Below are 14,290 nucleotides of genomic sequence, written 5' to 3'. Positions count from 1 at the left end.
CGCCCGCGGGCCCCAAGGGGCCCCGGGGGGGGGGGGGGGGGTGGGGGGGCCGGGGGGGGGGGCCCCCCCCCCCCCGACGCCGGTCAATGCGATCCCCGCGGCGAGCGCCGCCGCAATGGCCGGGCGTCCCAGCCGGACCACCTTGTGCTTGCGGATTCCTCTGTGACCATTGTTCATGCCGTATTGGATTGCGGCCCGGCCGGGAAAGTTCGCCGCAGGTCACCGACTGGTCGTCTCAGCAGTACAGAAGGAAGCGAACGGCCATCGTGCCACCCTTCCCTACCGCGTGAGGACGGCGGCACGATTTCGCCACCACTAGTATCGAAACTCATGGTAGCGAAAGAGGTTATCGTGTGCTCATGCCTCGAGCGACCGCATCCGCCAGACCACCCGGTCGCCCGCGGTCCGGCGTCGACGCCGTGGTCTTCGCCGCGACGCTGAGCACGGTCCACGAGCTCGGGTATACGCGTGCCACCGTCGACCGCATCGCCGCCAGGGCCGGCGTCGCGAAGACGACGATCTACCGCCGCTGGCCGTCGAAGGGCGCGCTGATCGTGGACTGCCTGCTTGACGCGCTCGGCCCGGTGCCGCTGGCGGGCACCAACCGGGCCGAGATCATGTCCTCGACCATCCGCTGGATCGCGGCGAAGATCGGCGAGCCCGGCATAGGCGACGCGTTCGCGGGCGTGTTCAGCGACGCCGTCAGCGATCCGCCCCTGCGCGAGATCTTGTCCGCACGGTTCCAGGACCCGTACCGGCTCCAGCTGCGGGACGCGCTCGGCGAGCCGGATGACCGGGTCCTGTTCTTCATCGACGTCGTCGTCGGAACCCTGCTCCACCGGATGGGCATGACCGGCCGGCCGATGGTCGACGCCGACGTCGCCGCACTGGTCGACATGGTTCTGGGGCACTTCGCCGACAGCGCCGGTCCGGCCGAGACCTGATGACCGGCCTGCTCACGATGCGTACGGCGATCGGCTGCGCGGCTGCGGCGGCGGCCGTGTCCGCGCCTGGCGTCCTAGGATCGGGCCTATGCCCCTGACCGTGGACGACGTCGACCGGTTCGAGGCCTCCAGGCCGCGCCTGGAAGCCATCGCCTACCGCCTTCTCGGCTCCGCCGGGGAGGCCGAGGACGCCGTGCAGGAGACCTTCCTGCGCTGGCAGGCCGCCGACGTCGATCACATCGAGGTCCCCGAGGCCTGGCTGACGAAGGTCCTCACCAACCTGTGCCTCAACCAGCTCACCTCCGCGCGGGCGCGCCGCGAGACCTATGTGGGCCAGTGGCTTCCCGAGCCGCTGCTCGCCGGGGACCCGATGCTCGGCCCGGCCGACACCGCCGAGCAGCGCGAATCGGTCTCGTACGCGGTCCTCACCCTCCTGGAGCGCCTGTCCCCCAACGAGCGGGCGGTCTACGTGCTGCGGGAGGCCTTCGACTACCCGCATCGGGAGATCGCCGAGATCCTCGACATCACCGAGGCCGCCAGCCAGCAGATCTTCCACCGGGCCAAGAAGCACGTCGCGGACGGCAAGGCCCGCACCGAGATCGGCGAGGCCGCCACCCGGCGCATCGTCGAGGAGTTCCTGGCGGCCGCCACCACCGGCCGAATCGAGCCGCTCGTGCGCCTGCTCACCGAGGACGCCATCGCGATCGGCGACGGCGGCGGGAAGATCCCGGCCCGTGCCAAGGCGTTCGCGGGCGCCGTCGCGGTCGCGAAGTTCCTGCGGGGCCTGTTCAAACCCGGCGAGGCCAAGCGCGCCATGGTCGGCGGCGCGTCCGAGGTCTACCTCTGGACCGCCAACGGTGGCCCCGCCGTCGTGGGGGTCGTGCACGGCCGGGTCATCGGCGTCATGTGCCTGGAGGTCACCGCCGAGGGGATCGCCGGGGTGCGCAGCCAGGTCAACCCGGACAAGCTCGAACGCGCGACCGAGCAGTGGGCGACCGCGGACCATGGGGAGCCCCTGTTCTCTGTGTGAGCCGCTTCACATCCCGGTCCTGTCAGGAAACCGCGTGCTGCCCGGTTCAAGTGGCAAATCGCGGAAGACAGGAGCAAGGGGCATGCAGCACCGCATCATCGTCCTCGGAGCCGGATACACCGGAGCCATCGCCGCCGGACGCCTGGCCAAGCGGCTCCACCGCGAGGACGTCGCCATCACCCTCGTCAACGCCGAACCCGACTTCGTCGAACGCGTCCGCATGCACCAGCTGGCGACCGGCCAGGACCTCAAGCCCCGGCCGTTCAGCGAGATGTTCGCGGGCACCGGCGTCGAGTTGAAGCTCGCGAAGGTCACCGGCCTCGATGTCGACCGCAAGACCGTCACCGTCGCCGACGCGAACGGTGCCGGCTCGACCGGGCCCGGGTTCGGCGTCGAAGAACTCCCCTATGACACGCTCGTCTACGCCCTCGGCAGCGGCTGGAACTCCCAGGGCGTCCCCGGGGCCGCCGAGCACGCCTATGAGATCGCCGGGCGGCCCGGAGCGCTCCGGCTGCGCGAGCGCCTGGCCCGCCTCGACGCCGGGCAGACCGTGGTCGTCGTCGGGGGCGGCCTCACCGGGGTGGAGGCCGCGGCCGAGATCGCCGAGGCACGCCCGGACCTCGACGTCGCGCTCGCCGCCGGCGGCGTTCTCGGCGACTGGCTGTCTCCCAAGGGGCGCGCGCACCTGCGGAAGGTCTTCGGCACGCTCGGGATCACCGTGCACGAGCGCACCACGGTCACCGGCGTCGAAGCCGACCGTGTCACCACCGCCGACGGCACGACCATCCCCGCCGCGGTCACCGTGTGGGCCACCGGCTTCGTGGTCCACCCGATCGCCAAGGCGACCACCCTGGAGGTCACCGGCACCGGGCAGATCGTGGTCGACGCGACCATGCGCTCGGTCTCGCACCCGGACGTGTACGCCGTCGGCGACGCGGCCATGGCGATGGGCCCGGGGAACAAGCCGCTGCGCATGTCGTGCGCCTCGGGAACTCCGGCCGCCTGGCAGACCGCCGACGCGATCGCGGCACGCCTGACCGGCGGGAAGCTTCCGAACGCACCGATCCGCTACTTCAACCAGTGCATCTCGCTGGGCCGGAAAGACGGCTTGATCCAGTACGTCACCGCCGACGACCGCGCGGTGCGGGCGGTCCTGACCGGACGGCTGGCCGCCGTTTACAAGGAGCTGATCTGCAAGGGCGCCGTCTGGGGCGTCGCCAACCCGACGTTCGGGCTGCCGGCCCGGCGGCGCCGCGTCACTCGGAAGCCGGCCGCGGCAGGCTCGGCCGCCAAGGAGCCGGCGTAGGAAACAGGCGGCCGGAGGAGAGATGACGGAGCGTCGTCATGGCCCGGGCGGGGGCTCGGGATCCTCCTGACGCAGCCGCAGCTCGGCGGCGACCGCGCGTTCGCGCAGCTGGGCAGCCTCGGCCCGGGCCACGTCGAGCTGCGCGCGCAGGTCGGCCAGCCGGGCCCGTTCCAGCGACAGCTCCGCCTGGATCCGCTCCCGCTCGGCGGTGGCGGTCCGGGCGTCCTGCTCCGCCCGGGCGGCCTCCGCGTCAGCGGCGCCGGCGCGTGCCTCGGCCTGCGTCGCCTCCGCGCGCAGCCGGGCGGCCTCCGCGACGGCCTGCTCGCGGGCCGCCTCCGCCGCCTCGGCTCTGGCCAGCACCCGGTCACGCTCGTCGTGGGCCTGCGCAACGGCCCGGTCGCGCTCGGCCTCCGCACGCGCGACCGCGCGGTCGCGTTCGGCCTCGGCCGCCTGGGCGCGGGCCAGCGCGGCGGCGCTCGACTGCTCGGCCTCACGATGCGCCCGGCGCGCCAGCTCCGCCTCCGCCCGGGCCGCCCGCGCGTCGGCCTGCGCCTCGTCGCGTTCCTGAACGGCCTGCTCGGCCTGCTGCCGGGCCAGGCGGACCTCGGCCGCGGCCTGGTCGACCCGGTCGGCCAGTTCGCGTACGGCCTGCTCGCGGGCGGCCTCGGCGATCTCTGCTCTGCGGACGGCCTGGTCGGCCTCCTGCCTGGCCCGGCGTTCGGTGCTCGCCGCCTCCCGCAGCGCGGCCAGGGCCTGCTCACGGGCGGTTTCCGCGTCGGCAAAGGCGCTGTCCCGCTCGGCGTAGGCCTCCTCCGTCCGGCGGCGGGCCTCCTCCGCCTCCCTGCGAGCCTCGTCGGCGGCCTCGCGAGCCAGCCGTACCTGCTCCAGAGCCTGCTCGCGCTCGGCTCGGGCGATGGCGACGCTCGTGTGCGCCTCGGCCTGGATGGCGCTCAGCTTCGCCTCGACTCCCGCCGGGCTCAGCTCCTGGGCGAGCACCTGCGCCAGCGGCTCGATCGCCGCCGCCAGGCCTTTCTCCATGCGTTCGTACAGGTCCTCCACGCGCGCCAGCGCGCCCTCCAGGCCCGGTGTCGCGCGGCGGAGCTCCCGCTCCCTCTTGGCCGCCGCCTGGCAGTCGCCGTCCGGGCAGTACTCTCGCGGCCTGCCCCGCCGGACCGGCTGCTCGATGGGCGCGCCGCAGTGCTTGCACGCGGTGATGGTCACGGAGCTCGTCACGGCGGCCCAGCGTACCGAATTTCTGGATTTCTGGAAATCAAAATCAGAAAATATTCATCCGTTGCGTTGCCGCGCCACTCGGATCACTTGGGAGATGGGTAATTCTCGCAAGCTATCGAAGCGGGCAATCTCCCCGGTCCCCGTGCCCATCCACTCCCGAAGGCGAGGCGGCCGTCCCCTGACAGCCTGTCTCGCAGATCAACCAGTACACCGAGCGGCGCAACACGCCGTTCGAGCACCAGGAAGTGATCCGCAAGGCATATGAGTTGAAGGAGTTTTCCTAGGTAGAGGCAGATTTCATCGTCTGGGTGGGCGAACGTGGCTGCGCACCAACAAGGTGCTGCTCCCGGGCGTGACCACGCTGGCCCGGCTGGTCGCCCGGGTGCGGGATGAGGCCACCGACCGGCTCCATGACACGCTGCGCGGGGGTGCTGTCGCCGCGGCAGCAGGTGATCCTGGAGATGCTGCTGGAGGTACCGCACCGGCGGATGGTCGACCTGGCGCGGTACGGCATGCAGGCCACGGCGACCACGCTGCGCCGCCACGGCCCCTCCCGCCAGCTCGCCACGTTGCTGGCCACGGTGATCCATCTGGAGGGCAAGTCGGTCGACGACTGTCTGGAGATGCTGGATCTGCTGGTCACCACCGAACTGGTCGGCAAGGCCGAGACCGCGACCGACAAGGAGCGGGTACGCCAGCATCCGAAATTGGCCAAGCACTCGGCCACGCTCGCCGCGGCGGTGGAAACCCTGCTGGAGGTCACCGAGTACGGCGAGGAACTCCGGTTGGATCAGGTGTGGGAGGCGATCGACGCGATCGTGCCCCGGCGGGAGTTGCGGGAGGCGGTCGCGGCGGCGACCGAGATGGTGCCGCCGCCCGACGCCGATGCCGACAGGGAGATGCGGGCGCTGCTGGCCTCGCGGATCGCCACCGTGTCGGGGTTCCTCAAGACGTTGACCACGGTGATCGAGTTCGGTGCCAACACCGACGGCGCGGGGGCGCTCGCGGCGATGAAGCAGTTGCCCCGGCTGCTGGACGGACGCAAGAAGAAGGTCACCGAGGCCGACATCGACCCCGCGCCGGTGACCGGGTCCTGGAAGCGACTGGTGTTCAAGAGCCTGCCGAACGGCAGCACCGTGGATAAGAACGCCTCCACCATGTGCGTGCTCACCTAGTTCCACCGGCACCTCAAGCATCGCGACGTCTATGCCGAGGCCTCGGCGCGCTGGCGGGATCCACGCGGGCAGCTGCTGGCGGGCGCGAAGTGGGAGGCGGCCAAGGGGCCGGCGCTGGTCGACCTGCAGCTTCCCGAGGATCCCGGGCGGTTGCTCGCCGAGCACGCGCTGGTGCTGCATCTGGCGCTCAACGATGTCGCGGGCCGGGCCGGGCAGGACGGGTGGATGTGCGCGTGGATGCGGAGGGACGGCTGCACGTGGCCAAGCTGGCCGCCCTTCCGGAGCCGCCGTCCCTGATCGACCTGCGCAAGCGAGTCCTTGCGATGCTGCCCCGGGTGGACCTGCCCGAGCTGCTGCTGGAGGTGATGGGCCGGGTTCCGGAGTTCGAGACCGCGTTCATCTCGGTGGCCGGCGGCGTGAGCAAGCTCGCCGACTTCCACGTCTCGGTCGCGGCCTGCCTGACGGCTCAAGCGCTGAACATCGGATACGCGCCGGTGGTCAAGGCGGGCACGCCGGCGTTGGAGCGCGGACGGTTGTCGCACGTGGTGCAGAACTACCTGTCGGCGGAGAGCTACACCCTGGCCAACGGTCCGCCCATTGATGAGCAGGGCAAGATAGGTTTCGCCCAGGCACTCGGCGGCGGACTGGTCGCGGCGATCGACGGGATGCGGTTCGTGGTCCCGGTGCCCGCGATCTACACCCGTCCGAATAAGAAATTCTTCGGTCGCTCGCGCGGTGTCACCTGGCTCAACATGATCAACGACCGTGGGGTGGGACTCGGAGATGAGACACGATCAGTGGCGATCAGGTGAGCGATCCACAGTCGGTTGCGACGTCCGGTGCTTCCCCGATGACGACATCTCCTACCGGTGTCCTGCCTGTGGCCTTTCAGCCGCTGACATGGGCGGTGTTGTCGAGCCAGTGCTGGGCGAGGTCGATGTCGCCGTCGACCTTGATGTCGGTGGCGTCGCCGTCGGTGAGAGCTAGTCGTCGGGTCAAGGTCAGTAGCAGCGATCGTGCCGGGCCGGTCACCGTCACATCGGCCTGCTTGGTCGCGGGCTGCCACGCTGCCCCGTCAGGCCGCCGTTCGACGAACCACGCGCCCGCGTCGCCGGTGATGTCGGTGGCCAGCCACAGCATGGTCTGCCCGGTGCCCCGGATCGCATGGGCCGACTTCGGCCGCTGCATCTCCCAGGTGGGGGAGGTGAGCATCGCGAGGTGGTTGCTGATGAGCGCGGCTGCGACGTCGGCGTCGATGTCGGCCGGTCGGTCCGCCGCGCTGGCCGCGTCAAAGCCGTGCACGACCGCCTCGTTGAGCATGCTGGACATCCAGAATCGCGTCCCGGGCCGCTCGTCCCCTGCGGGGTTGAACACCGGCGCGTCGAGCGCGTCATCGGAGCACGCGCGCGCGACCCGCTGCGCGGACTCCGACAGCCACACCTGCCATTTGCGGGGGTCGGCGGGGAGTACGGCGATCTCCGTGGGCAGCTGGGTGGGGTCGGTGATGCGCCGCTCGATGATCTCCGTGACCCAGTTCTGGGTCTGACCCACGTGCTCGACCAGGCCAGTGATGGTCCACTCCGGGGTTGTCGGCACGATGGCGTCAGGTCCGGCCACTGCGGCTGATTCCGCCAGACGCCGGGTGTGTTCGACGATCGCCCGCCGGACATGTTCCGCGCGCAGCTCGGTCATTGGATTGTCCTTCCCGTAGGTTCGTCGTGCTGTATATGACTCGGCGGGCCGGTCGAACTCGTCGGTGAGCTGCGGATCGCATCGCGCCTCCCTGTCGCGAACCCGCGCCTGCGGCGATCCCCTCACCCAACAGCGCCGGGCCGAGCTGGCGCGCGTCTGGTGCGCATGGGTGGCACGTTCACCCTTGTCACGCCGCAGCGGCCAGACCGCCGATGCTGAGTGACTTGGCGGGGGCGGTCGCGGTGGTGGTGACGCGTTGGATCGTCATGCCCCATCCTCTCCGTGCCCGCCGACGACCAACAGATCAAAATATCATCAGCCCAATGGATCCAAATGTCATCGGACAGGGGTGAGCAGCGTCTCCTACGACGCCGTCATTGTCGAGGTCGGCGTGTGCTTCGAGAGACGATCTCCGCAGGGCAGCGCGATGAGAGACTGATCCACAGAGTCACCTCGCGCTCGTGGGGGGCCCAATCGGTCGATTGCGCCCCCATGGGCGGATCCAATCAAACTGCCGTCCGCCACCTGCGGAAACGGCCGGTCGATCCAATGGAATCCGATCCAGGCTTCCGCCTCCCCTTTCCGCCCCCTTAAAGCGGTCGCAGACACCCCACCGGCTACCACAAGGCCGACCTTCGGGAAGGGGACATGATGGCCCTGGTCAAGCAGACCGACTGGAACGGCACGGAGATCCCCTTCACCAGCAACCACTCCGCGGATGCCGGGCGTGGCTGACCTGGTCTATCTGCGGTACTCCACCGACAAGCAGACCGACACCCGCCAGCGGCACGCCCTCACCGCCCTGCTGGCCGCAGGCGCCCCGGTCTACGAAGACCCCGCCACCTCCAGCCGGCAACTCTCCCTCGACCGCGCGGGCTTCACCACACTGCTGCACGAGCCCGCCGTCGGCGACACCATCCGCATCGCCGACGCCGCCCGCCTGTTCCGCTCCGTCGCCGACATCCTCGCCCTGCGCCCAGTGCTCATCCGCCGCGGCCTCCACCTGCGCGTCGAATCTGGACTGCCCTCCGGCATCGGCCTGGCCAGCGACGACCCCGGCACCACATGGCGTCTTGTTCGCGGGGCGATTTCGGCCTGGAGTTCGAACACGACATCGATCTCATGGAGGCGACGCGTCGGCCGATGGGAGAGCAGGCCCGAACGATCTCGGCGGGATCCCAGCGCTGAGCCTTCGCCGTGGGGATGATCTCGGCCATCGCCCGGCGGATGTGCGGCAGCTTCAGGCGCCGGGTCAGCGTGATCGCCTCGTCGAACGCGACGCCGGACGCAGCGGCGACCGCCGAGGCCGGTGCTTGCATGCGTGGCCGAGTCACGGCCGGTGGGGCGGAACTGTCCGGGCGTAGCCGATCTTGGCGTGCCCGGACGTCTGGATCCCGGTGGCGGGGTGGGGCAGTTCCACCCAGAGCGAGCCTGGTTTGCGCAGCGCGGGCGTCGACACGTTGAGCGTCTTGGCCAAAGACGGTACGAGCCGGAACCGGGCGGTGTGGTACCGGGCGCCACTTTGCCGGTGTTGGGCGACTCGGGGCGCTCGCGCCAGGGCTGACCGGTCAGGACGTGGGGCCGGACTACGCCTCAGGACCATGGATGATCTGTTCCAAACAATCGCGGAACAGATCGTCGACGGTGCGGCCGGGCTGGAAGTACTCTGTCACGCCGGCCATCACGGTGGGGTACGCCGCGGCGTACGCGGCCATGTCGAAACCGTCCAGGGCATCCGCGTCGGGGCGGCCGGCCTGTTCCTCCAGGACGTAGCCGACGGTGAAGCGCAACACCGTCAACACGATCAGGCGAGCCTGCCGCAAGGGAATGCCCCGCCCGGCCAGTGTGCTCATCGCCAGTTCGGAGATGGCGGCCATCTTGAGGGACAGTTGGGAGGTCGCGATGATCCTGGCTCCGTCCGGGTGGGCCAGCAGCGCGCGGCGCAGCCGCTCGGCCAGGCCGATCAGCCAGTCCTGCCAGCACTCCTCCGGTGCGGGCGGCTCAAGCTCGGGAAACTGCTGCTCAAGAATCGCCTCGGCGATCGCGGTGACCAGGGCCGCCTTGTTCGGGATGTGCCAGTAAAGGGTCGGCGACTGTACACCGAGACGGGCGGCCAGTTTGCGCGTGGTCACGCCGTCGAGACCCTCGGCGTCCAGTAGCGCGACGGCTTCGGCGACGATCCGCTGCTTGTCCAGAGCCAATTCTGGCACCTCCCTTCCGGAGTCTATCAGTGATAGAGTTCTCTATCGGTGATAGAGACTCCCAGAGGAGGCAACGATGAGACACCAGCACTCGCTTCGCGACCTACTGCACTGGGCGACCCATCGCATTCCAGGGGTTCCCGCGCACATCGAGCGGCCGGCCGGGCATCAGGGCCAGGCCCGCCACGGCCATGGGTGGCGGCGCTCGCTCACGCACCACCGTTCGCACCATCACGGGTTCAACCACTCTCCGGCCCGTCCGCCTCGCGTCCTGGCGGCGTGGCAGACGCGGATCGCCCGCTTATTCGGTCAGGAGCTGGGATGAAGGCAGCGGTGCTCCACGAGGCCGGCGGCATCCCGCGATATGAGGACTTCCCCGATCCGGTGGCCGGCGACGGCGAGGTGATCATCGGCCGGCACTGAACTCGCCCTCGCCGCGTCGAGCCTACGCACTTCCGGTGTGGAGATCTACGGCGCGGCCAAGGGGCTCGACCCGCAGACCCTGGACGAGGTGTACCAGCAGATCGCGAGGTGGACGCGGTCCGGCGAGCTCACCTTCGACGTGGAGAAGGTCCCGCTGAGCGACATCGAGACCGCCTGGCAGCGAACCGACTTCAAAGGCAGGCGACTCGTCGTGATGCCATGACCGGCCCGCACCCACGACACACCAGCGATGATCAACGGTCGGCGTTCCGTCGCCGTCCCCACCCACGACGTCGACGGAACCGTCTCGAGCGGCCCACGAGGCGATCACATAGCGGCCCCAGAGGCAGCTGAGATGGGTGTGACCCAGCAGAGACGGCCGGGTCGTCAACGTCCTCGTCCCTTCACCAGCACGCCCTGGGCGCCACCGAGGCTTGGCGAGCGCGACGGCGTCGGCCGTCTTCGCCCGGATCCGCCGGACTCCGATCGCCGCTGCCTCGACCAGGCGAGGCCGCTGCCCCCGGGCCGATCGACAGGAACCGGGCCTCGGCCGGGTTCGTCTGCTTGGTGTGCGCTCGCCGCGCGGGGCGTCGGGGTAGTGCCCGTCGGCGATCCGCGGACTGCCTGGGGTCGAGCGCGGGTGGCGGGTGATCCGGCCGCACTGCCCGCGGCCGTCGCGGTGACGATCAGCTCGTCGCCGCGGAAGCGGACCCAGACGCGCTCGTCGACGAGCTCGTGCGGGGGTTGGACGTGTCCGCTTGGGCTTCAGGGGCGGGCTGCCGACGATGCGATGGCGAGCCGGTGGATTCGTCGCTCTGCTGATAGTCGGTGAGGTCGCGCAGGTGCCGGATCGGTGAGGCCAGCAGGACCAGCGGTATGCAGATGGCGGCGACGACAAAGATCATCAGCGTGACCCGGCCGCTGAACGCCTCGGCGATCACTCCGGCGATCAACCCGCCGATCGGGATCGCACCCCAGGAGACGAAGCGGACGGTGGCCATCACCCGAGGCAGCAGGTCGGGCGTGCTGGCGATCTGCCGGTACGTGCGGGTCACCACACTGAACACCACGACGCCGGCGGCGAATACCACGTTGCCCGCGGCGAAGGCGGCGAAGCCCCGCCAACCGGTGCCGAGGGGAACGACGAGCGCCCCGGCGACCGCGACGAAGCCGGCGACGATCAGGGCGCGGGCGGTGCCGAGCCTGGCCGTGACCCGGTTCGTCAAAGCCGCGCCGATCAGCGTGCCGACGCCGTCCGCCGCCAGCAGCAGGCCGACGAGGCCGGGCTCGGCGTGCAGTTCGCGTACGAGGTACAGCGCGTAGAGCGCGTGCTGTGCCCCGCAGACCGTGTTGGCCGCGGCGGCGGCCCACATGCACGGACCCATGACCGGGTGGCGCACGACGAAACGCCAGCCTTCGCGGATCATCGCGCGCACCGGTGGCCAGCGGTCGGGGGCCTGTGCGCGGCGTTCGGGCAGGGTCCGCAGCAGCAGGGCTGAGACAAGGTAGCTGGCCGCGTCGACGAGGAGGGTGGGCACCGCCCCGAGCACCTGGACGATGAGGCCGCCAACCGACGGCCCACCGAGCTGAGTAGTGGCGTGGGTGCCGGACGTCAGACTGTTACGGGACTGCAACTGCTCCTTGCTCACGATCGACGGCAGGAAGGTCGAGTTGGCGACGTCGAAGATGACGTTCGCGAAGCTCATCACGAGAGCCACGATCACCAGCTGGGCGACCGTCAGCCGGTTCAGCCACCAGGCCAGCGGGATGGAGATGACCGCCGCCGCGCGGGCCAGGTCGGCGCCGACCTGGACCCTTCGCATAGGGAGTCGCTGCACCATCACCCCGGCGGGCAGGCCTATCACGATCCAGGCGACGTAACCGGCGGCGGCGACCATGCCCATCTCGAGCGCGGAGGCGTCGAGCACCGTCAAGGCCGTCAGCGGCAGCGCCACCGCGCCTACCGCCGAGCCGACCGCGCTGGTCGTGCCGGCCGTCCACCACCGCCAGAAGACGCCCGCCCCACCGCCACTGTCGATTCCCATCCCGGCGCCTCTCCTCGAGTAAGTTCCATAATGGAACGCACTATACTGGAGTACGTGAAGCGCGCCGATCTGCCCGACTCCGACTGCGGTATCGCGCAAGCGCTCGGAGTGATCGGCGACTGGTGGACGTTCCTGGTGGTGCGGGACATCGCGGGCGGCACCACCCGCTTCGACAGCCTTCAGCGTGAGCTCGGCGTCAGCCGTCGAGCTCTGGCCGAACGCCTGGCCAGGCTCGTCGAACATGGGGTGCTCGAGAGGCGGCCCTATTCCGATCGCCCGCCGCGCTACGACTACGTGCTGACGGCGAAGGGTGAAGGCCTGCTGCCGGCGCTCATCGCCCTGCAGGATTGGGGCGCCAGACATGTGATGGGCGATGGGACGCTGACCGCGACCAGCGAGGACGGGTCCGCCGAGAGCCGTCGCGTGCACGAGCTGGTCAACCGGAAAATGCCGGATGTCGTGCTGGAACGTCATGACGGCGAGCCGGTCACGCCCAACGCGCCGGGCGTCTGGACTGTGCTGTACTTCTTCCCCGGCGCCTTTGCCCCGGGCACCCAGGGCTACCCGCCCGGTTGGGCCGACATTCCGGGGACGAGGGGTTGCACTCTGGAGGCTCTCACCTACGCGTCACGGTGTGCCGACTTCGAGGCGGCGGGAGCCACGATCCGAGGCGTGAGCACTCAGCGACCCGACCAGCTGGCCGCCTTCGTCACGCACGCGCGGTTGTCCTATCCCCTCCTGTCCGACCAGGACAGCAGGCTCGCCGCTGGGCTGCTGCTGCCGACCTTCCGAACGGCCGGCGTCGACCGCTTCAAGCGCCTCACCCTGTTGGTCGACCCCGACGCGATCATCCGGGCGGTGCAGTTTCCGATCAGCGATCCGGCCGGTTCAGTGGATGAGATGCTCGCCCTCGTCCGCGGTCGATGACAAGGATCCGCGCGTTCGTCGCCCATCGCCCGCCTGCTCTTCACCGTCGCCTGCGAGATGCTCGGCTCTGCGTTGCTAGCTGGTCCGGAGAGTCACCCGGGCAGGCTGGACGTCGCACCATCTCCTGCTCGCCCACCTGGGACGACCGCCGGGGCGGCCCGCCGGTGCCCGGGAGCGACCTGTCCACACAACCGGGGCAACTGCAGTCACCGGCGGCCGCCTCACCAAGAACGGTAAACGGTAATCTGCGGCCGACGGCCACGCGCGTTTGGCGAGCCGAGGAATCCGACTTCGGGAGTGAATGTATGAGGCGCTCGGTGATTTCCGCGGGCCTGGTTGCGGCGTTACTGGTCTCCTGGCCGACGGGCCCGGCCGAGGCGCGGACGGCCGATCCCCTGGCGGCGTTTGAAGCGCAGTTGGCGGCCAAGCGTTGGGTGAAGGTAAGCGAGGTGCACCAGGTCCATGTACGGAAGAAACTCTTCGAGAAGTCCGATATTCGTGGTGCCGTGCGGCTCGGCGGGCCGGGGTTGACGGCGTACGACCTCACCATCAAGAGCAAACAGCTCGGGGGTCAGATCCGGTCACTTGCCGCGGGTGGGTACACGTACCAGTCGGGAAAGCCGCTGCAGCAAATGTTGCCGGACGGGAAGACCTGGTGGCGGGCGCGGTTCACCGCCAGTGACCGCAACCCGTTCTACTCGGTTCCGCCGATTTTCGAGCCCGCCACATACAAGGCGCTGCTGGCCACCACGACCAAGCGGACCGGCGGGGTTTATCAGGGTGCCATCACCCTGGGAACGCTGTATAAGGCCTCGCCGTCCCTGCGTGCGCAACCTGACATGAAGCCCACCCAGCGAGAGGCCAAACTGAAGGTCCACTGGCGGTTGTGGATGGACCGGAAGGGCCTGCCGACTCGGCTCTACACGACCTTCGCCGATCCGGGCTACCCGACGGGAGCGATGAGCAGCCACACCGACATGCGTTTCTCGTCGTGGGGAACCAAGGTTCAGCTCACCCTTCCGGACAAAGAGCACACCTACCAGCCAAGCTGATCCGCGCCAGCCCCGGGCTTCCGCCCGGGTGGTGCGGCGGTCATCGATCCCATGGACAACTTGTCGCCGACTGCTTCGACACGCCGTGACCGAGAGCTTCTTCGCGACCTTGAGACCGAGTTACTCGACCGGCAATGTCAACGACGCTCGAATTTTGACCCCCTAGCGACGCCTGAAAGTTGACCCCCTGGCGTTGATGTTGGTCGTGGTTGCTACTGATGGTCGTTGCTGGTCTCGGCTGCGGGAACGCGGCCGAGGTCGC

14 protein-coding genes are annotated in these 14,290 nt (G+C 69.7%); 9 read left to right on the top strand and 5 right to left on the bottom strand.

Annotated elements, in window-relative coordinates; all coding sequences use genetic code 11:
- Positions 1-359 precede the first annotated feature (359 nt).
- From IL992_RS26315 to IL992_RS26305, 3 genes are all read left to right on the top strand, one after another.
- Positions 360-944, top strand: a complete 585-nt coding sequence (locus IL992_RS26315; RefSeq protein ID WP_193206062.1) for a TetR/AcrR family transcriptional regulator — start codon at positions 360-362, stop codon at positions 942-944.
- Between the two features lie 88 nt (positions 945-1,032).
- The gene (sigJ, locus tag IL992_RS26310; protein ID WP_193206061.1) at positions 1,033-1,974 is read left to right on the top strand and encodes an RNA polymerase sigma factor SigJ; all 942 of its coding nucleotides are present in this window, start codon (positions 1,033-1,035) and stop codon (positions 1,972-1,974) included.
- 82 nt (positions 1,975-2,056) lie between these two features.
- Entirely contained in the window at positions 2,057-3,280 is a 1,224-nt protein-coding gene (locus tag IL992_RS26305) for an NAD(P)/FAD-dependent oxidoreductase (RefSeq protein WP_193206060.1), read from the top strand.
- Positions 3,281-3,316: 36 nt separating this feature from the next.
- Here IL992_RS26305 and IL992_RS26300 read toward each other — a convergent pair whose 3' ends face one another.
- Positions 3,317-4,513, bottom strand: coding sequence for a coiled-coil domain-containing protein (locus IL992_RS26300; RefSeq protein ID WP_193206059.1), 1,197 nt, complete (start codon positions 4,511-4,513; stop codon positions 3,317-3,319).
- 410 nt (positions 4,514-4,923) lie between these two features.
- Between IL992_RS26300 and IL992_RS26295 the strand changes: the two genes are divergently transcribed.
- Together IL992_RS26295 and IL992_RS26290 are read left to right on the top strand one after the other, a co-directional pair.
- A complete protein-coding gene (locus IL992_RS26295; protein ID WP_193206058.1) occupies positions 4,924-5,688 on the top strand; it encodes a hypothetical protein in 765 nt (254 codons plus the stop codon).
- 233 nt (positions 5,689-5,921) lie between these two features.
- Positions 5,922-6,500 (top strand): Tn3 family transposase, encoded by a 579-nt coding sequence (locus IL992_RS26290; protein WP_193206057.1) that lies wholly within the window; start codon positions 5,922-5,924, stop codon positions 6,498-6,500.
- A gap of 76 nt (positions 6,501-6,576) precedes the next feature.
- Here IL992_RS26290 and IL992_RS26285 read toward each other — a convergent pair whose 3' ends face one another.
- The gene (locus IL992_RS26285) at positions 6,577-7,380 is read right to left on the bottom strand and encodes a maleylpyruvate isomerase N-terminal domain-containing protein (RefSeq protein ID WP_193206056.1); all 804 of its coding nucleotides are present in this window, start codon (positions 7,378-7,380) and stop codon (positions 6,577-6,579) included.
- A 727-nt stretch (positions 7,381-8,107) separates the two neighbouring features.
- On the opposite strand from IL992_RS26285, the gene IL992_RS26280 reads away from it, so the two are divergent.
- The gene (locus tag IL992_RS26280) at positions 8,108-8,587 is read left to right on the top strand and encodes a recombinase family protein (RefSeq protein ID WP_319018830.1); all 480 of its coding nucleotides are present in this window, start codon (positions 8,108-8,110) and stop codon (positions 8,585-8,587) included.
- Positions 8,588-8,710: 123 nt separating this feature from the next.
- Here the strand turns inward: IL992_RS26280 and IL992_RS26275 are convergent, their stop codons facing one another.
- Positions 8,711-8,857, bottom strand: a complete 147-nt coding sequence (locus IL992_RS26275) for a hypothetical protein (protein WP_193206054.1) — start codon at positions 8,855-8,857, stop codon at positions 8,711-8,713.
- 109 nt (positions 8,858-8,966) lie between these two features.
- Positions 8,967-9,581: a TetR/AcrR family transcriptional regulator C-terminal domain-containing protein gene (locus IL992_RS26270; RefSeq protein ID WP_193206053.1), complete on the bottom strand. Its 615-nt coding sequence runs from the start codon at positions 9,579-9,581 to the stop codon at positions 8,967-8,969.
- A gap of 460 nt (positions 9,582-10,041) precedes the next feature.
- On the opposite strand from IL992_RS26270, the gene IL992_RS26265 reads away from it, so the two are divergent.
- Complete coding sequence (locus IL992_RS26265) at positions 10,042-10,227, top strand: hypothetical protein (protein ID WP_193206052.1); 186 nt, start codon at positions 10,042-10,044, stop codon at positions 10,225-10,227.
- Positions 10,228-10,690: 463 nt separating this feature from the next.
- Here the strand turns inward: IL992_RS26265 and IL992_RS26260 are convergent, their stop codons facing one another.
- Positions 10,691-12,049 carry an MFS transporter gene (locus IL992_RS26260; RefSeq protein ID WP_193206051.1) on the bottom strand — a complete coding sequence of 453 codons (1,359 nt, stop codon included), beginning with the start codon at positions 12,047-12,049 and terminating at the stop codon, positions 10,691-10,693.
- Positions 12,050-12,103: 54 nt separating this feature from the next.
- Between IL992_RS26260 and IL992_RS26255 the strand changes: the two genes are divergently transcribed.
- Together IL992_RS26255 and IL992_RS26250 are read left to right on the top strand one after the other, a co-directional pair.
- The gene (locus tag IL992_RS26255) at positions 12,104-12,976 is read left to right on the top strand and encodes a winged helix-turn-helix transcriptional regulator (protein WP_193206050.1); all 873 of its coding nucleotides are present in this window, start codon (positions 12,104-12,106) and stop codon (positions 12,974-12,976) included.
- A 305-nt stretch (positions 12,977-13,281) separates the two neighbouring features.
- On the top strand, positions 13,282-14,028 hold the full coding sequence (locus IL992_RS26250; RefSeq protein WP_193206049.1) for a hypothetical protein: 747 nt from the start codon (positions 13,282-13,284) through the stop codon (positions 14,026-14,028).
- Positions 14,029-14,290 lie beyond the last annotated feature (262 nt).

The sequence above is a fragment of the Microbispora sitophila genome (assembly GCF_014892245.1).
Taxonomy (GTDB): Bacteria; Actinomycetota; Actinomycetes; order Streptosporangiales; family Streptosporangiaceae; genus Microbispora; species Microbispora siamensis.
The sequence above is the reverse complement of the archived record's forward strand: the minus strand, read 5'-3'. Positions and strand labels throughout refer to the sequence as shown.